The 24,190-nt window shown below is 53.8% G+C and carries 18 protein-coding genes and 1 pseudogene; 10 read left to right on the forward strand and 9 right to left on the reverse strand.

Annotation, left to right across the window (positions count from 1 at the left end):
- Positions 1–65 precede the first annotated feature (65 nt).
- Together AACG97_RS13895 and AACG97_RS13900 are read left to right on the forward strand one after the other, a co-directional pair.
- Entirely contained in the window at positions 66–3,872 is a 3,807-nt protein-coding gene (locus AACG97_RS13895) for a YobI family P-loop NTPase (RefSeq protein WP_049275674.1), read from the forward strand.
- Positions 3,873–3,955: 83 nt separating this feature from the next.
- Positions 3,956–4,165: a hypothetical protein gene (locus tag AACG97_RS13900; RefSeq protein WP_080983701.1), complete on the forward strand. Its 210-nt coding sequence runs from the start codon at positions 3,956–3,958 to the stop codon at positions 4,163–4,165.
- Positions 4,166–4,282: 117 nt separating this feature from the next.
- Here AACG97_RS13900 and AACG97_RS13905 read toward each other — a convergent pair whose 3' ends face one another.
- The 3 genes and pseudogenes from AACG97_RS13905 to AACG97_RS13915 form a co-directional block, all read right to left on the reverse strand.
- Positions 4,283–5,353: a hypothetical protein gene (locus AACG97_RS13905; RefSeq protein WP_049275676.1), complete on the reverse strand. Its 1,071-nt coding sequence runs from the start codon at positions 5,351–5,353 to the stop codon at positions 4,283–4,285.
- Positions 5,350–6,984: an AAA family ATPase gene (locus AACG97_RS13910; protein WP_166524983.1), complete on the reverse strand. Its 1,635-nt coding sequence runs from the start codon at positions 6,982–6,984 to the stop codon at positions 5,350–5,352. Before AACG97_RS13910 ends, AACG97_RS13905 begins: the two co-directional genes overlap by 4 nt.
- 415 nt (positions 6,985–7,399) lie before the next feature.
- A pseudogene (locus AACG97_RS13915) lies at positions 7,400–7,933 on the reverse strand (NAD(P)/FAD-dependent oxidoreductase); the annotation flags it as partial.
- A 238-nt stretch (positions 7,934–8,171) separates the two neighbouring features.
- On the opposite strand from AACG97_RS13915, the gene AACG97_RS13920 reads away from it, so the two are divergent.
- Complete coding sequence (locus AACG97_RS13920) at positions 8,172–9,509, forward strand: hypothetical protein (protein ID WP_154211756.1); 1,338 nt, start codon at positions 8,172–8,174, stop codon at positions 9,507–9,509.
- Positions 9,510–9,557: 48 nt separating this feature from the next.
- Here the strand turns inward: AACG97_RS13920 and AACG97_RS13925 are convergent, their stop codons facing one another.
- The gene (locus AACG97_RS13925; RefSeq protein WP_049275679.1) at positions 9,558–9,953 is read right to left on the reverse strand and encodes a helix-turn-helix domain-containing protein; all 396 of its coding nucleotides are present in this window, start codon (positions 9,951–9,953) and stop codon (positions 9,558–9,560) included.
- A 243-nt stretch (positions 9,954–10,196) separates the two neighbouring features.
- On the opposite strand from AACG97_RS13925, the gene AACG97_RS13930 reads away from it, so the two are divergent.
- Complete coding sequence (locus AACG97_RS13930) at positions 10,197–10,442, forward strand: hypothetical protein (protein WP_076384769.1); 246 nt, start codon at positions 10,197–10,199, stop codon at positions 10,440–10,442.
- Here the strand turns inward: AACG97_RS13930 and AACG97_RS13935 are convergent.
- Positions 10,396–11,358: a tyrosine-type recombinase/integrase gene (locus AACG97_RS13935; RefSeq protein ID WP_154211755.1), complete on the reverse strand. Its 963-nt coding sequence runs from the start codon at positions 11,356–11,358 to the stop codon at positions 10,396–10,398. The two genes, AACG97_RS13930 and AACG97_RS13935, sit on opposite strands and share 47 nt — an antisense overlap.
- A gap of 180 nt (positions 11,359–11,538) precedes the next feature.
- On the opposite strand from AACG97_RS13935, the gene AACG97_RS13940 reads away from it, so the two are divergent.
- Positions 11,539–12,558 (forward strand): DNA-binding protein, encoded by a 1,020-nt coding sequence (locus tag AACG97_RS13940; protein ID WP_049275715.1) that lies wholly within the window; start codon positions 11,539–11,541, stop codon positions 12,556–12,558.
- Between the two features lie 372 nt (positions 12,559–12,930).
- On the opposite strand, the gene AACG97_RS13945 is transcribed toward AACG97_RS13940, so the two are convergent.
- Both AACG97_RS13945 and AACG97_RS13950 read right to left on the reverse strand, forming a co-directional pair.
- Positions 12,931–13,374 carry a hypothetical protein gene (locus AACG97_RS13945; RefSeq protein WP_049275681.1) on the reverse strand — a complete coding sequence of 148 codons (444 nt, stop codon included), beginning with the start codon at positions 13,372–13,374 and terminating at the stop codon, positions 12,931–12,933.
- Positions 13,362–14,396, reverse strand: coding sequence for a restriction endonuclease-related protein (locus tag AACG97_RS13950; protein ID WP_049275682.1), 1,035 nt, complete (start codon positions 14,394–14,396; stop codon positions 13,362–13,364). The genes AACG97_RS13945 and AACG97_RS13950 overlap by 13 nt, the downstream gene beginning before the upstream one ends.
- Positions 14,397–14,753: 357 nt before the next feature.
- On the opposite strand from AACG97_RS13950, the gene AACG97_RS13955 reads away from it, so the two are divergent.
- Positions 14,754–16,490, forward strand: a complete 1,737-nt coding sequence (locus AACG97_RS13955) for an RNA-directed DNA polymerase (protein WP_049275683.1) — start codon at positions 14,754–14,756, stop codon at positions 16,488–16,490.
- Positions 16,491–16,529: 39 nt separating this feature from the next.
- Positions 16,530–17,747 carry a hypothetical protein gene (locus tag AACG97_RS13960; protein WP_232555075.1) on the forward strand — a complete coding sequence of 406 codons (1,218 nt, stop codon included), beginning with the start codon at positions 16,530–16,532 and terminating at the stop codon, positions 17,745–17,747.
- Positions 17,748–17,991: 244 nt separating this feature from the next.
- Here AACG97_RS13960 and AACG97_RS13965 read toward each other — a convergent pair whose 3' ends face one another.
- Both AACG97_RS13965 and AACG97_RS13970 read right to left on the reverse strand, forming a co-directional pair.
- A complete protein-coding gene (locus tag AACG97_RS13965; protein WP_110606490.1) occupies positions 17,992–19,659 on the reverse strand; it encodes a UvrD-helicase domain-containing protein in 1,668 nt (555 codons plus the stop codon).
- Positions 19,656–21,587: an ATP-dependent nuclease gene (locus AACG97_RS13970; RefSeq protein ID WP_049275686.1), complete on the reverse strand. Its 1,932-nt coding sequence runs from the start codon at positions 21,585–21,587 to the stop codon at positions 19,656–19,658. The genes AACG97_RS13965 and AACG97_RS13970 overlap by 4 nt, the downstream gene beginning before the upstream one ends.
- A gap of 336 nt (positions 21,588–21,923) precedes the next feature.
- On the opposite strand from AACG97_RS13970, the gene tnpA reads away from it, so the two are divergent.
- The 3 genes from tnpA to tnpC all read left to right on the forward strand — a co-directional run bounded on the left by tnpA (position 21,924) and on the right by tnpC (position 24,187).
- Positions 21,924–22,256 carry an IS66-like element accessory protein TnpA gene (tnpA, locus tag AACG97_RS28045; RefSeq protein ID WP_154211754.1) on the forward strand — a complete coding sequence of 111 codons (333 nt, stop codon included), beginning with the start codon at positions 21,924–21,926 and terminating at the stop codon, positions 22,254–22,256.
- The gene (gene tnpB, locus AACG97_RS13975; RefSeq protein WP_009684097.1) at positions 22,253–22,588 is read left to right on the forward strand and encodes an IS66 family insertion sequence element accessory protein TnpB; all 336 of its coding nucleotides are present in this window, start codon (positions 22,253–22,255) and stop codon (positions 22,586–22,588) included. Before tnpA ends, tnpB begins: the two co-directional genes overlap by 4 nt.
- Positions 22,589–22,651: 63 nt before the next feature.
- A complete protein-coding gene (gene tnpC / locus AACG97_RS13980) occupies positions 22,652–24,187 on the forward strand; it encodes an IS66 family transposase (RefSeq protein ID WP_154211753.1) in 1,536 nt (511 codons plus the stop codon).
- Positions 24,188–24,190: the final 3 nt, after the last annotated feature.

Below are 24,190 nucleotides of genomic sequence, written 5' to 3' on the forward strand. Positions count from 1 at the left end.
GCCGGCACGAATATGAAGGCAAGTGCGGCAAGGCTGTACGGCAGGCCAGGAACCAGGATCAGGACATGCTAGGGAAAATCGTACGCGGCGCCAGCCGCTGTTGGTGGGCGCTTGTCGCCGGTGGACGGGCAACCCGGCGATCGTTCACGGCTTGGCGTAGTGAGGATGGACTATTTTTCGAGCCATTGACGCCGGTGCTAGTGAAAGACGACAGAGCGGCACGGTATGAGCGCGAACTTTTGCGAGCGCTACAGAACGATGAAGTGCTCAACATCGCAATCACTGGCGGCTATGGGGCAGGGAAGAGCAGCGTCCTGAAGACGTTTTTCGAACACCATCGCAGCTTCAAACACACTTTCGTATCGTTGGCCACGTTCACCAAGGCGAACGCGCCTACAGCTGTTTCGGTGAAGCCACTTGATGAGGCGTCTGACTCTACAGCTCCCGAATTAGCATCGCCGGCACCGGTTGCAGGCGGTTCCGATACGACAGCCAGTGACGACCTGATCAATCGGATCGAAGAGACGATCGTCCAGCAGCTCCTTTACGCGGTACAAGCAAAGCAACTACCCAAGACACGGCTCAAGCGCATTTCTCATGCGTCAACGCTGCGCATTTGTTGGCGCACCCTGTGCGTTGCAGTGATCGGTATCGCCGCACTGCGCCTGGCGGTACCGAAGCTGCAGACCCTCTCCGAGGTAGCTAAGGATTGGGCATTGAAAGGACTGATGTGGCTGCCCGAAATTGCCGCCCTTGGTATCGTAGTGGCAGGCTGTGTATGGGCCCTGTATTCAGGCTTGAAGCTTCTCTCACTCTTCAGCGTCGATGGCCTGACGCTGAAGGGGGGTAAGCTTGAGGCAACTCATCATGGTTCGGTACTACACAAGAACATCGACGAGATCATCTACTGCTTCGAGCGCAGCGACATCGATGTCGTGGTGATCGAGGATCTGGACAGGTTCGACATCCAGGAGATCTTCTTCAGGCTGCGCGAGATCAACTTCATCATCCGCCAGTCCCCCCAGGTCAAGCGTCCTATCCATTTCATCTATGCGCTGCGGGATGAGATGTTTACCGTCACAGACAAGACGAAATTTTTCGACCTGATCATTCCTATCATCCCTGTGGTGAACTCGGAAAACTCCCGTGAAAAACTGGTCGAGCTGCTGGGCCAGCGACATATGGGTGGTCAGCCGCTGAATGCAGGCCTCACGCCCAAATTGATCGAGACCGTGGGGTATCACATCGACGAGATGCGGCTGATCAAGAACATCGTGAACGAGTTCGACATTTACGCGAACATTCTCGCGAATGACGGGTTGCCGCTTGATCCGAACAAGCTCTTTGCGATGGTGGCGTTGAGGAATCTCCATCCAAATGTCTATTCGGATCTACTCAAGCGCAAAGGTGTGGTCTATCAAATCATTGAAGGCTATCCCGCTTGGGTCAAATCTGAGATCCGGCGTCACCAGGCTGCCATCGCTGAGTTAAAACAACGCCGAGAGGAACGAGACGCGGAAGTCGCCAGTGACATTGCGAGTCTTCGTGCCTGCGTCTGGTTTGAGTTCATTCGGAAAGGCAACCTCCAGCACGCCAATTACCTCTGGCTGGAAGATCGATCAGAAATTTCATTGATGGAGTTTGTCGTAGATGGTGTGTTTGAGCGCGTTGTCAGCCATAGAAGCGTCTATCCATCGGTGAACTCTAGGTCGTACGGACATCAGAGGGGTGAGCCCCTGAACATCAAGTCGGTGCTGCAGGAGCTGTCATATCCTGAGCGTGTCAAAGGCCTTGAGGTATCACTCGAAGAGATTGATGACGAAATGAGCCTCATCCAAGCAAAAATCACCGGGCTCAAGACCATGCCTTTCCGGGCCGCCTGCAGCAATGCCTATGGAGAGTCATTTGGCTCCATCCTCCAAGGCTATGAGTTGATCACCTTCCTGCTGCGCCGAGGCAACCTGGACACCGATTACACTGACTACCTCGGCTTCTTCTACGAGGGCTCGCTGACCCAGTCGGACAAAATGCTCACCATGGCCCTTGCCCGGGGCGAAATGCTTGATGTTGGTACGCCCATCCGGAATCCCGAGCGCGTAGTGAGCAAGCTGGATTTCGACTCGATCGACAAGGGCAAAGGGCTGTTGGTGCACTTAATGGCGGAGCTCGTTCGCCCCCGGCACGATGATGTCCACGCTAGGGAAGAAAAGCTGTCAGTAATCATCAAGAGCAGCTTTCAGCACTTGGCGCGCCTTGCAGAGGTGGTCGAACTGCTGCCCGATGACGCGAAGCCTGGGCTCTTCAAGGCATTGTTCAAACATCATCCCAACGTTATCAATGATCTCGTCGCCTACGACAAGGCGAACCTGGTGCGCGAAGACTTGGTGATCATGGTGTTGGACAGTTTGATGGCCGACCAGGTCAAACAGCTTGAAGGGCGCAGCGACACGCTCTTCAATGTCATCAACGATCTGCGTGATGTTTCGAAGCTGATTCCCGGATTGGCCTCAAACCAGATGGGATGGGCTTGGCTCAGACAAAGGCCCGCGCAGTTCTGGAATGTCAGCGAAACATGCACCGTTGACGAGCTCAGAGCGCTGGTGGAGTGGGGGTGTCTGGCGCCTACATTGCGGATGTTGGTACTGCTATGCAGCCCCCTGGAACCTGGCACCAAACCAGTCATGGTTTCGCATCATCAGCTTACCCAGTTAGAGCTCGTGGGCTTCAATCAACTCATCGGGCAATCAGCCTCCGAGTACGTGTATGAGTTGCTGAGTCAGGAGGGAACCCTACCTGAAACGGAGAGCTCACTGCTTAATCTGTTTGCATTGGTGGACGGTACCAAAGACATGGAGACGCTTCAGCTAGCGCTCTTCAAACACACCGACTGCCTGATCACGGATCTTGAAAAGCTTCCTCATGCACTTTGGTTGCCGGCTCTGAAGTCTGCGCGACTGTGCAACCTCGGGGATGCGGTTTGGACATTGTTCAACCGCGTCATCACCAGCACCGGAGACGCCTCATCGTCCGAGGTAGAACGGCCAGATCTTGGTCAGTCTGCTGTTCCAAGTTTCCTAGATTTTGTCACACGCCATTCAGCAAGCCTGGCCAAAGAACTTTGGGCAGGCGACGGCGATGAGGAATTGCAAACGTTCATCATCCAGCAAGAGCAGCTCACCAATGACACCCTGACGACCCTTTTCTCGTCGATCGTCCTGGCGCCTTCCGTGCTGTTGAAGAGCAACATCCCGACGAGCCGGTGGCCCTGTTTCTCCAACGCCTCCTTCGTCCCATACAGCTCAGAAATCAGGCAGCTTCTAGCCCAGTATGATTTCTCCCTGGAGGCACGTTACATTGCCTACCATTGGCGGGACGCACGTGACACTCTCAGCCTGTCTAGCTTACCAGTTGGCTTGGTTACAGCCCTCAGCCGTTCAGGTGTTGCGTCATTGGTCGATACCATGACGATGTGGCAGGGCATCACCGCAGAGATGTTCAGCAGTTGGGAGGGCTCGGTTGTAGAGCTGGCCAACGCTTGCGTCCGCGCAAACAGGGAGCAAGCCACATTCCCGGGCAGCTACCTGCCTGTGATCCGGAATTGTCTTTCGGATGTCTCGTTGAGCCCTTCGCAGCGGACAGACATGGTCATCCAGGCGTTGCAGATGAATTGTGCTTGGACTGACGTGGCACCGGTGCTCCCTCTGCTGGGAGAGGAACATGCCGAACTCGTTGGGAAGAAGCGTGCACACCTTCCGCCGTCCTCAGACGTAAGACGGCTGGTCGAGGCCCTAAAGCGTCGTGGGTTCGTAGGGGTTGTGAGGTATGAGGCCAAGCGTACGGTCGTTTTCAACAAACGAAGCCAAATGGCCTAACCTGAAATTGGCCTGGACGGGCGAACCGCAGACTTGGCTGTCGGCGCCGTTCAGGCACCAGGAGTAGAGAGCTGGAGCGGATCATGAAACGAGACTTTCTAAAGATCTACGTGGACAGCCAACCGCTATCTCAGCAAGCTGTGGATGCCCTTAGGCGATATCACGAGGCCATGGCAGCCGAACTTCCAGCAGAGGAGATCGAGCGCTTGCGGACTGAAGCTGAGGCCCTTTTTCAGGCCGTATCTGATTACCAACTGAGGACGATGGGTATGCCATCTCCGACACTGCAATGATGTTGCTCAGAAACCTGATTTTGAGATGCTACAGGGTCGTAATAGGGTGAAGGGGATGGTGGTCTTGTCGGGTTTGAAAACGAGATGGCCAGCCCCTGCCTGTCACACCATTCGATGCTAGGTGATGTTCAATGCATTATTAATGTCAAACATCTTTACAATATCCCTATTATATTTTCCGTAAGGCAGAGATAGAATTTCTTCTTTTTTCTTCACCACGCCAAAGGCCTTTATTAAAGCAACTAGTGCTTCAAATTCTTTGGGCGCACATGAAGGATCAGCAAGCAAATGAGTACGTTTGCTGAGTATGTCGACTAGCTCAGCCGAGCGAGCGAGCCTAGTGCCGCCATTGTACCGCTCTTCCAGGCCTAGGCTAGTGGCCAGCTGATCTGGAAAAGTACCATTATTAACAAGCTTAACCTTTTCGATTGGTTCACTGGCAAGTACCGAATGATTCAACTCGAATTTATAGATAGAGTCAAAGCACTGTTGATAGGGGTGTATGTGAGTATCAATATCAAATAATTTGCTCTCTTTGAACGTCTGGTTGCATTTTTCGCAGGAGGGAATATGGTTGTAGAATGACAGTGCCAAATAGGGAAAGGCGTGCTTCGAATAGAAGTGATCAATATCATAAAGCATCATGACCTTTCTTTCCGTCGCTGTCTTTTCGACTGCGATGATTTTTGCTGGCTCGTAGTTACAATATGGGCATGTTGCCTGCTCAAAAAGAAGCTTCTGGTAGCGCCTATAGCAATGATCGCTGCTGCGATAAGATGTGTAATTAAATAATTTTTTGAGCAATAATTCCCCGAACGGCTGCGACTTGGCTCTTCCTTTCTGCATTATATATAGATCTTCTTCAAGCAGGATGGATTGGGCTGTCGCAATTATTGGCTTCAGCTGAGTCGGCTTTGCGGTAATAATATGCTTGAGATAAACGGGATTCTCTAGAAGCCCCACATACTTCAATTGTCTTACCATCGCATCGTTGCCAACCTTATCCAAGTGCTCTTGACCTGAAACCAGTTCTCTCAGTCTGCCGGCTTTTGAAGTGATAGCATACTGGTTCGGGTGTCCGAATCTATTGATTGGATTCAGGTCACTCCACATTTCCTCGACAACATCATCAAGAAGCTTGGTGACATCAGGGTACTGGGTCGACAAATGGGTGTGAATGCTAATCATTCTGAAACTATCCGCTTGTGAATATGGAACTTAACGACATCATCATCAATAACTGACAGCGCAAGACTGAGACTTTCGGTATCCTGCTGGCTCAATGTCTTTTTGTCGAGCAGTTTAAATACTTCCCTAAGATAACTAGATGACAGGTTGCCACTTCTTTTATGATTAAGGCCGAATGAATATTGGTATATATCATAAAGGTTCGCTGCAAAGGTTTTGTGTCTTTGCGCATCCCGATTACTTAAGTCGGCGGAACCTTCTGGATCCTTATTTAAAACAACCACGCACTGATGAGGCAGGTCACTGATAAGGATGGGGGAGTGAGTCGTGAAAACGACTTGCACCGTTCCTTCGGAAAGTTTAGGGAGGCATTTTATGAGTCTTTCTACAAACTCCAGCTGCCATTCCGGATGAAGATAGAGATCGCCCTCATCAATGCAGATCAAAGTAGTACGTTTTTTCTCCGACCTAAATCTATAGCTGTCTACACCATTCCATATCGAGCTAAACAGATTTAAATATGCCTTTTGACCTGAGCTTACGCCAGTCCAACTGATAGAGCCAAACCTTAGAGTCTGAATAACGCATGCCAGATGTCTATAGCAGAAGGAGTCGACAGGGTCAAAATCAATGGTAAATATGTATTTAGGGCCAGTTAAAGTTTCATCAATATCGAAATGCTTTTCCTTCAAAAAGCTCTCCAGCCCAAGCAAAATCGTAAGTGCATCATGCAGAAGTAGGTTGGAGCTCCACGGGATTGTATTATTGTGCCGTGAGCAGCGTTCACGAAACTCGGCAATTAGTTCTTCGAATGCTATGTTTGGTCTTTCCTCAAGGATGTGTACCATATCAGAGACAAGCCGCTTCTCTGAGGTATCTCTTTCTAGCAAGGTTTTCAAGAACCCCATTTGTATGGTTTGTCTGACCAGGTAAAGCTTTCCTCTATCCCTGTTCTTTTTTCGAATCTCGGCCAGGTAGTTCAATACCGGAACAACGGCATCTTGCCTAGATACTTGATTATGTCGATTGATAAATTTTTCTATTCTTATTTCAATTCTTGGTGGGGCTGACAGTCCAAGGCTTTCAAATTCACTTGATTGGAAAAATTCAATGTCATTTACAAAATCAGACTGTCTTGTTTCTCGGTTTCTAGCAAGGGTTCTAGGGTTGTTTTTGTTGTTCACAGAGACGTCGGCAATGGCATCTCCAAAGTCAATAAAATTCTTATCAAATACGTTGGAGAAAAATACTGTATCCATCCCCTCCATCTCATCTCGACTTACGGAGCCACTAATGTAGAAGTCAGCAGAGATAGGGTGCTTTATATTGGTTGACTGATAATAATTCCCGCCCGCCCTGTAGATCACCAAGTACTCAATTCTTAATGTCTCGCTGCTGTTCACTATGCGGCATATCAATTCAAGCAGATTAGTCTTACCTGCCCCGTTTATGCCTAGCACACCAGTGATGCTAGCTATATTGTCTCCAAATAAGTGGGGCATGGGGTTTTTATTAATGCGATGAAGATTCCCTCCTGCGATATCAAATTGGAAATCAAATTCATCAGAAAAACTAATGCCGAAGTTTTCTAGATTCTTGAATTTCTTTACCCATATAAAGCAAAGCTGCATTAGATCATCCTTGTAATTCGAAATCTCATATTTGACATGAGGTCGACGCATAAAAAGATACGTGGCGTAATGCCATGCTTAGGATTCTACCTGACCGGAGAAACTGGTGCAGCAGGGTCAGCTGGTAAAAACACCGCGAGCGGTGTTCTTGCGCATCGCCCCGTCGACGCAAATTTTTTGATACGTTTTCAGCCTGCGCCGTGCAGAGTAACTGCCTGGCAAGGCGTATGACCCTCTGCTAGCTTTTTGCCACAACCAACGTCCAGGAGTGGGCAAGATGCAGGCGCAGGTGGATATCCGTTCATGGCTTCTTAAGCAAAATGACTGGCTTCAGGAAGCAGCAGACCGGCTGCTGAAGAAGGGCGAAATTGATGCACTCGATGTCGCGGATCTCACCGCGCTGATCAAAACACCAGCCGGGAGTACCTGCGCCCACCACTGCAATGCTCAACGGCGTATCGCTGTTGGTGGCGTGGGCATTTAGGTGATGGTTCAGCAGTGTCTGATGCAGTTTCTCAGCTTGGCCGCGACTGTCTAGGAACGCACAGTGCTCGTAGACCCCAGGGGTGCTGAAGTCATTGCTTTGACTACCGACGGAGAGTACCAACGTGTCGTAAGCAATCGTACGCTCAGGGCTGATCTCCTTGCCACCGGCATCAAGCGTCCTTTCCAGAGTAATCAGTTTGGCGTTGCGGTCGATGGCCGACATCCGGCCATACTGGAAACTGAAATGGTTCCAACGTGCCTGCGCCACGTAGTTGAGCTCATCGAGCCCGGTATTGAGTGAGCCTGCCGCAACCTCGTGGAACAGTGGCTTCCAGATGTGGGTGAGGTTGGCGTCTACGAGCGTGATTTGTGCTCGTCCTGTGCGCCCCAGCCGCTTGCCGAGTCGTGTTGCCAATTCCAAGCCGCCAGCGCCGCCCCCTACGATAACAATGTGATGATTCATTTCCGCTGCCACTTAATGTTTGTGGTTAAGCATGCCCGTATGAGGAGCAGTGAGAAATTGAGCATTTAAAAAGGGAGGCTTCGCTAAATACGAAGCTAAATTCAGCAACGAGCCAAGACCGGGGTCTACCAAGGCCGTGAGCGCGCTGCCGCCCGCATGGCTTGGCTGTTTAGACATAGCTTGAATCCGCTGAAGAGGTGAGTGATAACATCAAGCGCGAAGTCAATGGAGGACTGAAATGGCAGAGGTTGATGACAGGCTTTTTCAAGCCATGTGTGATCTGTGGAGCATACACAGCTCTCAGAATGGAGTTTTTGCAGAGCCTGAATTCAAGCGGCTTGAGCAGGTTTGCGCTGATCTGTACGAGGGAGGAGATCGTAATCTTGGGCGTACTCTCGCTCTCAATCATGCATTGAGATCTCTTGGCGCCCCGTGCTTACAGACTCAAGGGGGCCAGGGAAATATCGGCGATGTAGTGGTATCTGCAAAGGCCATCGATAAAGCCTTCACGCAGACGCACGCGGACTACACGCATATTTGTCCGCTTGATTACGCAGAGGACTTGCCATCCCTCGAATTCGGCCCGATCAAGCTTGAGCGATTCAGTAAAGCGGATCTCGAAGCGCTTTTCGATTTGCCCAGGCTCGCCAGGCACTATCCAGAACGCTCGCTCGACGCTGCGCGGCTGTCGCAATTTCACTGGCTTGTGGTCAAGGAAAGCCGGCCTGTCGCGGAAAGCGCCGGGAGGCGCGCATTACCGGATTTTTTCGGGTTCATGGATAGGGACAATGGTGCTATCGACCCCCACGAAGGCCGCTTTCCCCAAGCGGTTGAGACAGCTTTGTTTTTCCTACTGCTAGCTCCCTGGGAACGATGGTCAACTATGAACGAGGTAGATTGGCGTGGCTTCCGAGTGCCTTGGATTTACACCCGGAGCGATGACTTGTTCGTCCCGCCTGCGCCGCCTCCTGGCGCAGATACCCTTGCATGGCAGCCGCATATCTACACAAATGAAGATGGAGAGTGTGTTGAAACAGAGCGTCCTATCGAGTTCCCACTGACAGCTTCTGCGGAGCGCGAGATGTCTCAGTTTTGTCAGGAGCGATGGAACAGCTTCCAAACCGCCCTCAGATCCGATCTGCTAAAACCACCGATAATGCATTTTTTGGTGAGGGCATTTCTATCCGACGGCATTGATGAGTTCATGGCTCACATGACGACGATTGAGGCTGCTCTGGGGCTTCATGCTGATCACGATCGTAGGGCCCGGAATCTTCACCATCCAGGATGGTGGGCCACCAGGCGAGTGGGGGCACGAGTGGCATCGATCCTGGACGATGCTTCAGCTGCTGGCCTTTATACCGAGCTGTTCGATTTGCGGAGCGCCTTCATCCATGGACGCGAGAGCATGGAAAAAATCTCAACGTTCAAGCGTGTTGAAGCACGACGTTTGGCGGCAGCAATAGCGGCGGCGGTCGTTCACTACGCGAGCCAGGCTACACAACCCAGAGATAGCTTTTTGCGGGAACTGTTGGATAACGGGGTAGAACTGATCACTCAGAATCAGCCAAGCTGATCGGTACGAGCGTCAACAAAAGTAGCCTGGCATCTTCAAGGCATCAGCCTAGAAGGGAAGCTCTGTTTGCCCTGCAGCCGGTCTGGAAGGTCGGTGCTGCATCCTGGTTGGAGATGTAATTACCTCGGGGACGGGTACCAATGCCTTAAGGCCAGGCACGCCTCCATCACGGGCCAGTTCGCGCAGCTCGACCCCTAACTTGTCGACTAAAGCCGCCGCTGGCTCACCGGTCTCCTCACTAACCGTCAAAGCGAGCAAGGCCAGCGGGGAGAGATCAAGCCGTTCGCTCAGTTGCTCCAGCTTGTCCAAGGTGATGCTGGATTTTCCGCTCTCTAGCTTCGACAGGTATGTCCTGCTCGTTGTATCCGCGAATTCACGCTGGGTGATGTTCCGCTTGCTGCGCAGCGCACGCAGCACCACAGCAAATGACGACTTCAGTGCCATGAGGCCTTCCTCGCATCGAGATGATCATCACGCATGATTCTGAATCTTCTTTGGTGCCCGGATTCCAGCATTTGATGCCTACTTCCCCCGTTAACAGCCACTCCAGCGGGGTCAATTTTCACCATCCCAGCACGGTCGATCAAACCGCTCAGTGGTGAGCGGGCACTGTTGAAATATACAGTGCTCGCCTTTATTCTTCTAGGAGAACATTTGTACTCCTATCACATTTAGGACTCATAGCGCATGCACGACCACGCCAACGACAGACCGATCGAACCATTTTTCAGCCGGGAAGAGCTCCTTGAGCAACGCTGCGACCTGCTCGAAAGCGAGCTTGCGGAACTGGGGGATGAGCTGCAGGCAAGCCGTGAAAAGATATCGACCCTTGTGGTGATGTGGTCTGGCGTCACAGCTGAGCTACGTGCAGCGGAGGCAAAGCTCATTAAGATGAGCTCTCCGGATCATCATGATCGATCCGGCCTGGGCTAAACGCAGCTAAGCCACCGAAGGAGTTGCTGGCGTCGACATACCTCAGCGCAGACTTCATATCTTTCCAGCCGACATAGCTCATGAGGCCCTTGATATCCCAGCCGTTCGCGGACGCCCATGTCGCAAATCCTCGTCGCATCGAATGACTGCTGTAGGACTGAGCAGGTATGCCAGCTTCTTCCAAAATACGCCTAAGCAACGGAATGAGGCTGGTTGATTTAAACCCTTTCTCGGAAAGGTTGCCCCACCGATCTAGCTTTCGAAAGACAGGGCCTCTGGTCATTCCGGCTACGTTTATCCAGTTGATATACGCCTCCACTGGACACAGTTTTTTCAGAGCAGGGGTATGAAAAGTACTGCCTTGATGGTCGCGATCAGCCTTGGTGTAGGGCAGATAGAAGGTGATGCCTATGCCGGCCTCTGCTTGAGTATCTTCGACCTGAAGGCGAGCCAGCTCATCACTTCGAAAGCCGCGCCAAAAACCGATCAGTAGCAGGGCTGCGTCGCGCCGGTATCTCATAAGTGCACGGTAGTCCCCCGACTCTACCGCGTCTGCTGCTTTGCTATTCAGCCAATTGACCGCCTTCTCAAGGTGGCGAAGCTGAAGAGGGGCAGCCTGCTTCTGCCTGGTGGGGTGCACAACGCGGATGCCCTTGAGCATCTGGCGTACTTGGGGTGCTTTTGTTGGATCTGGAAAACCTTGGCTTACATGCCACTGAGCTAGCGCAGCCAAACGCTGACGCAGCGTACTGAGCGCCAGCGAGTCCGCATACTCCGCGAGATAGCGAACGATTCCTTCCGCCGTCGCCGGCAGAAAGCCTCCCCACGTCACCTCGAAATGCTCGATGGCTGCCCGATAGCTTTTGCGGGTGTTTTCACGTGTACCTGCCGTGAGATACCGCTGCGCCTTGTCCATCTGCCTTTTCCTGCCATTCGTACGTGCTCTGGACACGATTCTGAGGCATTTTGAGCGCTAAGAACACATAACACTCCATTATTTACTCTTTTAAGTACTGTTTTTCTGGAGCAAGAAATGGCTTAAGATGAGATGTAAATACATGACATGTAACGCGGTACGAAATTGTAGGGGATGGGCATGGCTCGCGGTGGTATTAACAAAGTTCTTGTGCAGAAAGCGCGTAGCGCGCTGCTGGCGCGCGGCCTCAACCCGAGCATCGACGCCGTGCGGGTTGAGCTCGGGAATACCGGCTCCAAAACCACGATTTCCCGGTATCTGCAGGAGCTGGAGGCTGCAGATCCACGCCCTCAGTCCGACCCGACGCGACTGAGCGATGAACTCACCGGCTTTGTCGCTCAGCTGCGGGAGCGACTACTGGAAGAGAGCAATGCTGTGTTGGCCGAGGAGCGCATCTCACATCAACAGAGCGTGGATGCGCTTTATAAGCAGATCGAGGGTCTTGAAGATGAGCTCAAGAAGGCTCAGCAAGAGACCGCAAGCCGCGACGCCGTGCTGGTAAGTCAGGCCGAGGAGCTGAAGACGTCGCAGTCATCGTTACAGACGGAGCTCAATCGCAATGCTCGCCTCAGCCAGAGCTGTGCTGACTTCGAGTTGCGTGTGCAGGAGAAGGAGGAGCTAGTGCGATCACTGGAGGAGAAGCATGCACATGCTCGTGATGCCATGGAGCACTATCGCAATGCGATCAAGGAGCAACGCGAACAAGACCAGCGTCGTCACGAAACACAGCTTCAGCAGTTGCAGCACGAATCGCTGCAACTCCAACAAACCTTGATGGTGCGCCAGGATGAGCAGTCTCGACTCATTCGTGACAACGAACGATTGCTGGGAGAGGCAAGGCAGAACAACAAGCTTTTACACCAGACTCAGGACTCCCTGAGGCGCCTGGAAGGCGATCTGGGCATCGCAAACATGGCTGCTGCCCGGGCTGAGGGCGCGAAAGAGATGCTTCAGGAGCACCTGACGCTCGCGCGCAGAGAGGCGGAGGCTGCCAATGCCCATGTCATCCAGCTTCAAGGGACTTCAGCAGAGCTGGCCCAGCAGCTTGCAGAAGCCAAGCAAGCCATGTCGCTCAGCGAAAGCCCCGAACCAGCCGATGAAGGGGAAACCGATGCTAGGAGTGATGCTCAACGCAGCTAGTGCCTGGTAGGGAGGCTACGCAAGTTGAACTGCAGATGAAGATTGACCGCACTTAGGCAACGCGGGCGACAGGAGCATCAAACAAAGGGCGATTTCTGAAGAGCAGGGAGCCTTCTGAGCAGCCCCCGAGACGAGCAACAAACCCTAGGCGCACGAGTACCTGCAAATCGCCACCGCAGGTGCCCTCCATTCAATTTTTTCCGAGTGTAAGGTTTTCTTTGCCAGCAAAGAGAAGGTGGCGGCAAAGCCGCCAAAGAAGGACGACCCTCTCCTTCACCCGTATCAATTCAACGTGTTTCATTACAGGATCCAAGACAAGAGAAGGGCAAAAACAGGAGCAGGTAGCACCTAAGACTCCGTTTCAGCACTGGCTCACGCGGAGGGCCCAGACCTCCGCTTTTTCTTTGCTCTCAAATAATAAAACTCCACCTTGATAGCGCAGAGTTTCTCTTCGATCAGGCCGTCCAGGTCAAAGCCTTCCTGGAAACAGTAAACGTCGGTTTCGGTCAGGGGTGGCGGGACTTCTTGGCTAGCTAGGAGATCAGCACCCGCTGCCCGAAACGGCGAACCAGCACCGAAGATAATCCGCCGCGCCTCGTCCAGAAATCGCCCAGTCTGGTTCAGGTCGACAGGGCGGTACTTGATGAGCGTGATTATCTGCTCGCGTGCTACCTCAGAAGCGCTTTCCCAACCGATCCACAGATGAGGGCGTCCTACCAGAAAGACTTCAGCGTCAGCGAGGGTCGGCTCCTTGCTGATGTGCTTGATGGCCAACCCAAGCGCTAGGGCGGTCGCACTTTCAGTTAACGTTGACATAGCTCTTTCACCCAATGCAGGCACTGGGATTCAGACTTGATCTGCTTAGGGCTGCACTGCTCATTTAACGAATCGGAGTGCTGCCGTTGGTAGTCAGGAATGATGTAGATAGCCCCAGTGGATGGGGTATCTATCAGGTGAAGGCCCAGATTTCGAGGCGAATTCCAAACCTTGGCATCCAGCGAGTAGGTTCGATCATTGACCGTGAAGCGCAGGTCAGCCTGGTCGACGTCGGGCCACAGCTCAGCAGAAATCCCTAGCCGAGCAATGCCATCGCGCAAGCGCATCTCCAGCAGCCCCGGAATCAAGGTAAGTGCCCACAATGGGGGGACTAGCCTGTACTTGTTCTTGGCAGTGACGGGGTGGATGACCTTCGAGGTTCTGACGCTCACCAGGTCGTCAGCCATCCACTGGAAAATTCCGACGGTTTGTTCACACCACTGCGCGCCGCAGGACACTGCCCGGTGGCGAATCTCCATCGGCCACCCACAACCCGGACACAGGTAGATACAACCCGAGTGGATCAGATGCTGAGGAATCGGTTCGTACAGCGAGTTGAAGGTGACTTGAAGCGGAATCAAGAAGTCCAGGCTACTGTCAGCGTCTACGACCCCATGCTCGATCAAAAACATCCGGAACAGCCGGTATTCATCATCGCCATGGGGTCGCGTCCGGCAGAGGTCGCGAACCTTCTTCACGATTTGCTGGACACGCTCCCAGCCCAAGCGAGGGTTGGTCTCCAGCGCGATCGCGCTGCACAGCATGGTGGGTTCATCGGCGAACTGCAGAGCTCCCTCGTATCCTTGCCTGAGACGACTGTCCAGCCATTGCTCAAGCGGCAGGCTGAGGCAGGAGAGCAGATTTGCGATCGTGCGGGGAGGGGAACCGGGCTCCAGCCACCAGAGCAGGGCGCTGGCCTGGCGCATGAGGTCATGCCGCTCGGCAAATTGGCGGGCATCAAGCTGCGCTGCCTCTACGATCAGGCCGAGCAAGCGCTGGGCGTCGCTATCCACTGAGTCCATAAGCCCCCCTTTACTTGGAAGCATGTGTCTCTGCGGAGCATCGTGCTCTGCACGTCTTACCACCGGATCAAGCAGGCTGGTTCAATATATCGATTATCGCAAGACAACCGGTCGGATCGCGCCGTGTTCGCTGGTGCCGGCGCTTCCGTGGAACGCCCATATGACCTGGCTTGCTGCGTTGTTTCGCTCTCATGTACGCAGAGCCTGGTTCCGATAAATGGCAGGGACGCACGAAGGTAAAGCACTGCAGTGAGTAGCCTTGGCCAGACTTTCATGTCATATAGCTATCAAATCATTAACGAAGATGTGACAGCACTACTGCGGCTTTCACTCACCACCTGATCGCCAGGGATAGCCATGCAACTTCAGGACTTGCTTTCTAGAGGGTATTTCCCCATCCAGCTCCCGGTTGGGTTCAGCACAAAGCAATTGGCAGAACACATAAGGGCAGTCCAAGCGACCTGGGATGAAGCCTTGGACGGGAGAAGGCGCATACTTTCCCAGTCCGAACGATTTTCGGTGGCGAGGTCGTCTTACAGCAGGCGGACTACCTCCATACCCAATCCCGTCAATTTTTATGGCCTGGCCAAGGACATATGCCAGTACTGGCCTCAAATCCAAGAGCATTTCAACAAGAGTGAGATATCTCGTAGCATCCCTGGAGAAGGAGGCTCGCTGCGAGCGATTGAGCTGACGAAATTCACCGACTTGTACGAGGAGCGCGTGCGCCGCTCGGCAGGCGCGCGCTACGCGCTGGTCACCGATATTTCGAGCTATTTTCCCACCATCTACACCCATACAATTCCGTGGGCGTTGCATTCCAAAGCAGCAGCCAAGGCGAGACGGGACAGAATCCCCGATTTTTTTGGCAACATCCTAGACCAACGCTGCATGGGCACGCAGGATGGGCAGACCATAGGGTTGCCGATCGGCCCGGATACCTCGCACATCATTGCAGAGATGATCGGCGTCGCGATTGACGACTCCATTCGAATTGCCCTGGATGGTTGGCCCAAAGGTTTCCGCTATGTTGATGACTTCACTTTCTTCTTCAACACGAGAGAAGAGGCCGAACGCGCGCTGGCTGTCATCATCAAGTGCGTCAGCGCGTTTGAGCTGCAGATCAATGCATCTAAAACTAAGATTGTTGAGGTACGCGAGCTCGTTCAGGAGTCTTGGAAATACACCCTCAAGAAGCTGAAAGTCTCAGCCAAACGGCGCCAGCAGAAAGATGACATTCACCACTATTTTGAAGTGCTGTTCTCGCTGGAGGCGCGGTTCAAAGATGAGAGCTTGGTGAAATATGGCCTGAAGCAGCTTTCGTCCACCATCGTCAAAAAATCCAATTGGCCCATCGCGGAAGCATACCTTCTCAAATGCGGGTATGGATTTCCCAACACGCTCCAGGTGATTACCCAGATCCTTGTGACCTACCATCGCCACCAGTATCAGTTGAACAGGGTGGCGTTGGGCGACTTTTGCAGAAACCTCCTCGGCTCAGCATCGGCCGCGAACCATCACAGTGAAACGGCCTGGCTGCTATGGCTGTGTAAGGAGCTTGAGATTCACCTGGACGCCGCGTTGGTACAGCAGGTGCTTCACATGGAGAGTTCAGTTTGCTCACTTATTGCTTTGGATCTGAACAATTCAGGTTTTGTGAACGGTGATCTCAACCTTACCGACCTTGGGCCATTGGCGACCCGTCAGGCGCTTGTGGGCAACAATTGGATGTTGGCTTATGAAGGGGGGCGTCGTCGCTGGCTTGCCAACGAGAACCTTGATTTCATCCAGGGAGATGCTTGCTTCGCCGCGCTGCTGGAGGCTGGCGTTGGCTTTTACAGTGAGGCGGCTCAGCTTCACCCCATCTTCCAGCTTAAGCAATCAGCGCCTATGGACATCGACTTCGACTCCGACGATGAAATCGAAAATGACTTTGACTTCGATGATATGGATGAAGAGTACTTTGACTCCACTGACCAGAGCGAAGACGAGGATGACGGCGAGCCAGGAGCGGCAGCGCAGTCAGTTGCTGTCCCTGGCCATTTCGCTGCTGACGACATCGATCTGGACGCAATGTGGTTGAGGGACGAGTAGGGCATAACTGGAAAAGCTGACAGACAACTAGGAGCATTAATGACCACTACCTTCCCACCTCGTCTTATTATCGACGACCAACAGATCATGGTCGTCCTGGATACCTCGCCTGTACGCGAGCTTGCCCATGAGAGCGATAGCCCTGATTGGGTTTGCACGTTCGAAGAAATGTCCAACCAGGGTTACTCATTTTCGCTTGCCGATGGCACCTTTGCGGAGCTGATAAACCAACGCCGTAAAGGAGCGATTCTAGTCGGAGAGTTCGATCGAATGTGCTCGCGGTTGTCCCGATTCTTGAATCTGGATTTTCCGATCATTCTGGGGCGAACCGACGTGCAAGGTATGATTCAGCGCCATCCAACTTCATGGAACGAAGAGGAATGCCGTACGCGCTCCAAACAAGCTTGGGATGAGTTGCTTCACTGCACTCGCGCTGGATATCAACCAGACTCTGCTGAAGCCGTGCTGGAGGCAGAGCGCAATGAATGGCGATCAATGCTCAAAGATTGGCAGGACGGGGTCAACTCAATCCGAGCGGTCAAGCGAGCGCAACTCGCCATTCTCCGCACGCTGGATGAATCAGGATTACTCCAAGGGTTAATGGGTATGCCGGCCGAGGAAGCGTTGAAGACACTTCAAACCCTTCGCGCTCTGCCGGCACATCTTGATGAGGAATTGATTGATGCCTCTGACCCGATCCCTGCTGCTATGGTTGTGAGCATTGGCGAGGCACTCCGATCGATTGACCAGGTAGACATCCCCGGTGTGATGGTTTTTTACCCCAAATATGTGTTCCAAAAGACCCACGTGTCGACTTCCGAATGCGATCCAGAAATAGCCTGGGCGACATGGATGGATCAATTACTCAGTTGGAAAGCAATTGGGCCTCAGATCAGCGAAGGATTTATGAAATCTTTCGAGGTAAACGACTCGGGTGATTTTACCGATAAAATGCGCAGCCATCTCGAACTGGTGTACTGCTGGAGACAGTTCACGCGAATGCAGCAGACAAAAAACGGGTATGACCCCGACGATGAAAAAAAATGTAACGATGGCATCGACTTCGACCTCTATCGTTTCTTAAAAATGCCAGCGCTTGTAGTTACCGAGGACAAGGCTTTTCTCACAGGTTTATCAGACATCAAAAGCTACCAAGCTAGCTGGTTCTACACGCCGAGGAGTCTGGCAAAAAGCTGGGCTAGCGGAAAATCTCCAGCGCCTATGTGGCCGAAGGCTAAGCATTTGTCCAAGCGCTGAGCAGGGGCCTGACCTCTGAAGCCGATATCTGGACAGTCGTAGTTTGACGAAGAACAGGCGGATGGCTGCGGTCGACACTGGTGCTGAACGAGCTGCGCTTCCATCTACCTCCGCGCCCTAGGCGGAGGTCAGTGCCAAGCAATACGCCTGCCTTGCGTCAGCCACACCGCTGAGTACGCCATCCCGAGTCCACCTTTTAGTTGAGGGCGGCGCATCATAGCCATGACGTACATCCTTGCTCGTTTTACGAATGCGGTAGTCGACCAGTCAGATGCCTTGTCACATGGGAAACGAACTCAGCATGCGGGCTGCGGTTCTCCGTCCAGCTACCTGCGCTCTTGGGTTTGGGCCGATAATCTGCCGTTGTGATCAGTAGTCGTACCTTAGCTCGTGAGACACCCACGAAATAGACGCAACGCTCCTCCGCGAGCTTGCCCCAGAACGCCTGGGTCTCCACGCCGAGAATGATGACCGTGTGAAACTCAAGCCCTTTACTCTTGTGGATCGTAAGAAAACGTACCGCCTGGTCGTCAGAAAGCCGAGCGAGTGCACTGGGAATAGTCTTCTCGGTAGCGAGCAACGCATCGACCCGATTTCTGATGTCGCGAACGACTTCATGCAACCGTGGCTTCGAATCGTAGTCTCCTGAGAGTGCAGTCAGAGTTGGATATCCTACGTCCCTCAGGAAGCAGCTTGTTAGTGTCCACCAGTCCTCATACGGGGAGGATGTCCTGCTAGCGGCCCTAACCTGACGCACATGGCCGCGGTAGGTCGTTTCAAACAACCTATGAAGGTGGTCACGACTGGCTTCTTCGTAGGGTGTGAACAAGTCCATCAGACGCGCCCATGCATCCGATTGGCCTTTTCCATAAAGGCAGGTCAGGTAGTCGATCACCAGCCGCGCTGCCGGCTCTTTCAGCAAGTCCTGCAACTCGCTGTCGTTCCTGGAAGCGATCCCTCGGTTGCTGAGCTCCGCCATCAGCGCCGAGCCATAGTCATCCACCTGGCGCGGCATGAGCACCGCGATTTCACGTGGTGGCACCCCCGCTTCAATCCAATGGCAAATGTTGTCTGCCAATACCTTCGCTTCTTGAGAGGAGTGCTGGAAATGAGCAGCCAAGATCTCTCCCTCATCGCCCGAGATCAGCTCCGCCGGCGTTACTGCCGCTGGATCAATTTCTCGGATGATTTCATTCTGAACACGCAGCAGATTGGGCTTCGATCGAAAGTTCGCGTAGAGGTGGAGGGGAAGGGCATTGAACTCAGTCGCATATGTCTTGAAGATACCCTCCAGCGCTCCGGCCCACCCCATGATCATTTGCTTACGATCCCCTACCGCGGTGAGGTAGATCCCCGTGTCAAGAAAGAGCAGCTTGATGAGTTCGTATTGATCTGCAGTGCAGTCTTGGAACTCGTCCAGGAACACATGCGCATAGGTTTTGCGAATTGCGTTTCGTGCGACTTCGCTACGGTGAATGATCTTGATGGCGAGGGGCAGCAATTGCTTGAAAGTGATCTGCTTGCCCGGGATGGCCTCGGTACCGATAGAGTAATCCGGGCTCAAGCCTTCCTCCGCAAGGACGGGGAGGAATTTATCGATGATCCGTTTCGCGAAGCCATGGAATGTCACACTGTCGAATCGCGATGCGAAGCTCCAGCCACAGCGAAGCTGAATCCTCTCTTGCAGGTTACGGCTGGCATCTGTCTTGAACGACACCGCCAGGATTCGCTTGGGGAACCGGCAGCTATTGGTTCGGAGAAGATAATCAGCACGCTGCGCGAGCACTTCGGTCTTGCCAGCACCAGGCCCCGCAGTGAGCAGGATCGACCGATCAAGCTCGCGAACTACACTCCATGCATTTTTTTCCAGGCTCACACCAGGAGACGGAACCCATTGATCATGAGAAATCACTCGGGCGATTCCTCAAGCTTGGCTTTGACCCTGTCTGCCAACCGGTTGAGGGACGGCGGCAGAGAAGCTAACAGCTCTGCGTCAGTCAGGTTGCCCAAGGCATCCAAGTGGGCTGCGGGCTTACTGCTCAGCTTGAATAGCTTGTGGTAGGCAGCGAAGAGTTGCTGCTCCTCATCATCGTACTGATCCGGATTGAAGTGGCTTTTGCCGAGAACAGTTACATGGTCGTGTGGTGTGGGGGGCGATAGCTCAGCGTTAAAGGCATCGGGAAACGCCTTAAGCATCGCAAAATCCAGATCCAGAGGTTCCGAGAAAAACACATCTCGATTTTCCAACGCCTCGAACACGCTGATATTTTGCTCCGAACCACTGGGATACCGGTTATGAGTTCTTACTGGTTTTTCAGGATGATTCCAAGCGACGCGCGGCCACTCCTCGGGAATACTACGAGCGGGATCAAAATTGTTGAGTTGGTCACGTACGTAGTTCACACGTCCCCAGCCTCCTTGATAGCGACCCACGTCGAGGTCGAGCAGGGTAATGTGGGGCGTACCTAGCGCGTTCAGCAGCCGCCAGAAGTGATTGACATGGCGCCCCCCTAGCGGAGCGATCGCCACTGCATATTCGTCAACGGGAGCGCCCTTGGCTTGAAGGATGCGAGGCAGCACGATTTCTTCACTGTCACCTTCACCAAGAACCACCAGGCGTGCGAAATAGAGTTCGGGAAATGCCTGGACTGCTTCTCGGACGAACTTGTATGCATCGCTGCTCTTATCTGGGAGCATGATGGTCGATACATCCGTTTCTCGCTTTGCATTCAGACGCAGGTATCTGATCTGGTCAGGCTCAACTCGTCTGAGCATTGACGGGGCCTGCGTGGCGATCAATGCTTGAGCGTCCACACCCACGGATGATTTCAGGGCGCTCACGATACGTCCCAGGTAATGGGGAGACAGGCTGTTCTCAGGTTCTTCGACCGCCAGAATCGTATAGGCGGCAGGTTTCAGCTTGAGGGGATCGAACGAGGTGTTCTGCCCTGATCTGACCTCGCGGCCAATGCTGAGGGAGGTCAGCACCAACGAGAGGTATAACATCGACTTTTGGCCGTCACTCAGCCTTGCATAATCCACGTGGCTTTCACCATGGCCAGGCGTAAAGGAAATCGAGAGGTGCCGCAGGATGGCCTCAATTTCAGAATTCGCGAAGGTGAGGGATGGATTCGCGAAGAAGTCGCCTTTGTGAAGGCGTTGCCACGCACCGCTGAGGCTTGAGCTCAAGGTCTTGATCGACTCGTTTTCCGACAAGCACTCGGTGATTTGCTCAGTGAGCTGCTTGATTGAGTCCCGGTCATCGCTCCAGTTGACGGCTCGAAGGAGGCGGCCTAGAAGCGCACTGGCACCGAAGGCAATATGATCAGCGGGATCCCGGCGAGCAGGTAGGTAATGAACGTGTATCTCGTCTCGTTCACGCTTCGCCACGGGCTTGAGCGTCGTGGGCTGCCCATTGTCATCCATGCGGGTCACGTAGAGTAAACGCTCTTCCACCTCGCCATCAGGGTGCAAAACGCCTTCCAGGCGATAGCGAATGCGGGGAACACCATCTGCCGTCTGCAGGGTCATCTGCGAGAAGAAAGGCGGTACCGTATCGTCGTCCTCATCATCCAGAGTTTCGTAGAACGTGAAGTCCGCTTCGATCCAGAGCGAGCGTTGAGCAGGTACCTCCTGCTCGGTTGATGGAACATGGAAATCTGCTCGACGGAGGCGACGCAAGCCTGGTTCGAAGCCAAACATCCGTGCCAATGCCTGCAGTGTCGCCGTCTTCCCTGCTCCATTGGGCCCTAAGAGGTATGTGACGCCTTCGAAGGTGATCTCCGTAACTTCATGGCCAAATGACTGAAAACCGCTCAGGCGCAGACTGCAAAGCTTCATGTAATGATTCCTTTCGGCTCCTCCTAATGGCTCGCTCGTGACTCACGAAAAAACTGGGGTGAGGAGGTGGCACCGTGCCGCTACAAGATACGACATGCAATGCGTGGGTGACTAGGCAGGGCTCGGCTTCTCTACTCCCCGAAAGAGTCAGGAGAACGTGAGCTGGCGCTGGCGCGATGCACCCGATTTAACAACCAGCACCTGGTGTCACTGGCCCAGCAGTTCGGTGTCTCGTAACCGTCCGGCCAACTCACCTTCCTGACCCCGACGCCAAAGGCGATGGTGTCCACCTAATTTACGTGGACACCATTTCTAGCCTTTTAAGCGGGTCTTTCCATGCAGTCACAACGCCGTTCCTATTCAAGATCCTTCAAAGCCCAAGTTGTCCAAGAGTGCGCCCAGCCCGGCGCATCGATTGCCAGCGTCGCGCAGAAGCACAGCCTTAACGCGAACCTCGTCCATAAATGGATTAGGGTACTCACGAACAAAACCATGGCGCTGCAACCTGCTTTCATTCCAGTGTCCTTGCCGCTAGTCGGAGGACACTCGCAGGCAGCTTCATCGAGTATCTGCGTTGAAATCCAGCACCCGCGTGGCACCGTCAAAGTGAACTGGCCGACCGAAAGCGCTGTCGCCTGTGCCACCTTTCTGCGAGACCTGTTGGTATGATTCGGATCGATGCCATCTGGCTTGCCACCGAGCCTATGGACATGCGCGCCGGTACCGAGACCGCGCTGGCCAGGGTGATCGCGGTGTTCGGTGTGGCGAAGCCGCACTGCGCATACCTCTTCGCTAATCGCCGTGCCAACCGAATGAAAGTCTTGGTGCATGACGGTGTGGGCATTTGGCTGGCAGCGCGACGATTGAACCAAGGCAAGTTTCATTGGCCCGGCATCCGTCACGGATCGGAAGTCGAACTCGATAACGAGCAACTTCAAGCCTTGGTACTGGGTTTGCCGTGGCAGCGGGTCGGCGCAGGCAGCGCGATCACAGTGCTTTAGCCCCTGCCATTAGCCCATATCGGTTTATCGCTGTTGACGACCTGCTCTGACACAATCAGCGGCATGACTTCCTCGCCCAATCTCGACCAGATGACACCGGAACAGCTGCGCGGCTTGGCCGAACAGGCTATGCAGTTGCTGTCCCAGGTCGACGCCATGAGCCAGAAAATCCATCGCCTCGAAACGGTCAACGAGCAAATGGCTCATGAAATCGCCATCCTCAAGCGACACAAGTTCGCCAAGCGCAGCGAGCAACTGAGCCCCGACCAAGGCAGTCTGCTCGATGATCTGCTCGATACCGATATCGCAGCTATCGAAGCCGAGTTGAAGGCAGCCAATCCGCCGGCCGCACCGGCCGAGCCACGTAATAAGCCCAAGCGTGCACCACTGCCGTCGCAGTTTCCGCGAACCGTGATCCGTCACGAACCAGCGAATACTCAGTGCGTGTGCGGCTGCCAGCTTCAGCGAATCGGCGAAGACGTCAGCGAGAAGCTCGATTACACTCCGGGCGTGTTCACCATTGAGCAGCATGTGCGTGGAAAATGGACGTGCCGTCAGTGTGAAACACTGATCCAGGCGCCTGTACCGGCCCAAGTGATCGACAAGGGCATCCCGACCGCAGGCCTGTTGGCCCACGTGATGGTGGCGAAGTTCGCCGACCATTTACCGCTGTACCGGCAGGAGAAGATTTTTGGCAGGGCCGGACTGGCAATTGCTCGCTCGACACTGGCGCAATGGGTCGGACAGACCGGTGTGCAACTCCAGCCTCTGGTCGAGGCGCTGCGTGAGCATGTGTTGGCCCAGGGCGTGATCCACGCCGATGAGACCCCGGTTCAGATGCTCGCACCAGGCGAAAAGAAAACCCACCGTGCTTACGTGTGGGCCTATAGCACCACGCCTTTCTCGGCCCTAAAGGCCGTAGTCTACGACTTCAGCCCCAGCCGTGCCGGCGAACATGCGCGTAACTTCCTGGGCACGTGGAACGGTAAGCTGGTCTGCGATGACTTCGCCGGCTACAAGGCCAGTTTCGAGCTGGGCATCACCGAAATCGGCTGCATGGCCCATGCACGCCGCAAATTCTTCGACCTGCATGCAGCCAATAAAAGCCAGTTGGCGGAGCAGGCGCTTCACTCGATTGGCGGGTTGTATGAAGTCGAGCGACACGCCAAGGAAATGAGCGACGAAGACCGCTGGCGATTACGTCAGGAAACAGCGGTGCCCATCGCTGAAAAACTGCATGAGTGGATGTTGGCCCAACGCGAACGTGTGCCCGAGGGTTCGGCCACGGCCAAGGCCCTGGATTACAGCCTTAAACGCTGGGTAGCGCTGACGCGCTACCTGGAAGATGGTGCTGTACCCATCGACAATAACCAGATCGAGAATTTGATCCGGCCGTGGGCGCTTGGGCGCTCGAACTGGTTATTTGCCGGGTCGCTGCGCAGTGGAAAAAGGGCGGCGGCAATCATGAGCCTGATCCAGTCGGCGCGTATGAATGGGCACGATCCGTATGCCTATCTCAAGGATGTGCTGATGCGGCTGCCGACACAGCGGGCGAGCGAAATCACGCAATTACTCCCGCAGCATTGGATGCTTGCCTGAGAC

Origin of the sequence: Pseudomonas sp. Nvir, from assembly GCF_963778085.1 — a bacterium.
Lineage (GTDB): Bacteria > Pseudomonadota > Gammaproteobacteria > Pseudomonadales > Pseudomonadaceae > Aquipseudomonas > Aquipseudomonas juntendi.

Excerpts from the sequence above, each read along its gene's own strand:
- AACG97_RS13970 (WP_049275686.1), bottom strand. The coding sequence starts at position 21,587 with ATGAAGCTTTGCAGTCTGCGCCTGAGCGGTTTTCAGTCATTTGGCCAT.
- tnpC (WP_154211753.1), top strand. The coding sequence starts at position 22,652 with ATGACTTCCTCGCCCAATCTCGACCAGATGACACCGGAACAGCTGCGC.
- AACG97_RS13955 (WP_049275683.1), top strand. The coding sequence starts at position 14,754 with ATGCAACTTCAGGACTTGCTTTCTAGAGGGTATTTCCCCATCCAGCTC.
- AACG97_RS13900 (WP_080983701.1), top strand. The coding sequence starts at position 3,956 with ATGAAACGAGACTTTCTAAAGATCTACGTGGACAGCCAACCGCTATCT.
- AACG97_RS13935 (WP_154211755.1), bottom strand. The coding sequence starts at position 11,358 with ATGGACAAGGCGCAGCGGTATCTCACGGCAGGTACACGTGAAAACACC.
- AACG97_RS13950 (WP_049275682.1), bottom strand. The coding sequence starts at position 14,396 with ATGGACTCAGTGGATAGCGACGCCCAGCGCTTGCTCGGCCTGATCGTA.
- AACG97_RS13895 (WP_049275674.1), top strand. The coding sequence starts at position 66 with ATGCTAGGGAAAATCGTACGCGGCGCCAGCCGCTGTTGGTGGGCGCTT.
- AACG97_RS13905 (WP_049275676.1), bottom strand. The coding sequence starts at position 5,353 with ATGATTAGCATTCACACCCATTTGTCGACCCAGTACCCTGATGTCACC.
- AACG97_RS13960 (WP_232555075.1), top strand. The coding sequence starts at position 16,530 with ATGACCACTACCTTCCCACCTCGTCTTATTATCGACGACCAACAGATC.
- AACG97_RS13945 (WP_049275681.1), bottom strand. The coding sequence starts at position 13,374 with ATGTCAACGTTAACTGAAAGTGCGACCGCCCTAGCGCTTGGGTTGGCC.
- tnpA (WP_154211754.1), top strand. The coding sequence starts at position 21,924 with ATGCAGTCACAACGCCGTTCCTATTCAAGATCCTTCAAAGCCCAAGTT.
- AACG97_RS13920 (WP_154211756.1), top strand. The coding sequence starts at position 8,172 with ATGGCAGAGGTTGATGACAGGCTTTTTCAAGCCATGTGTGATCTGTGG.
- AACG97_RS13930 (WP_076384769.1), top strand. The coding sequence starts at position 10,197 with ATGCACGACCACGCCAACGACAGACCGATCGAACCATTTTTCAGCCGG.
- AACG97_RS13910 (WP_166524983.1), bottom strand. The coding sequence starts at position 6,984 with ATGCAGCTTTGCTTTATATGGGTAAAGAAATTCAAGAATCTAGAAAAC.
- tnpB (WP_009684097.1), top strand. The coding sequence starts at position 22,253 with ATGATTCGGATCGATGCCATCTGGCTTGCCACCGAGCCTATGGACATG.
- AACG97_RS13925 (WP_049275679.1), bottom strand. The coding sequence starts at position 9,953 with ATGGCACTGAAGTCGTCATTTGCTGTGGTGCTGCGTGCGCTGCGCAGC.
- AACG97_RS13940 (WP_049275715.1), top strand. The coding sequence starts at position 11,539 with ATGGCTCGCGGTGGTATTAACAAAGTTCTTGTGCAGAAAGCGCGTAGC.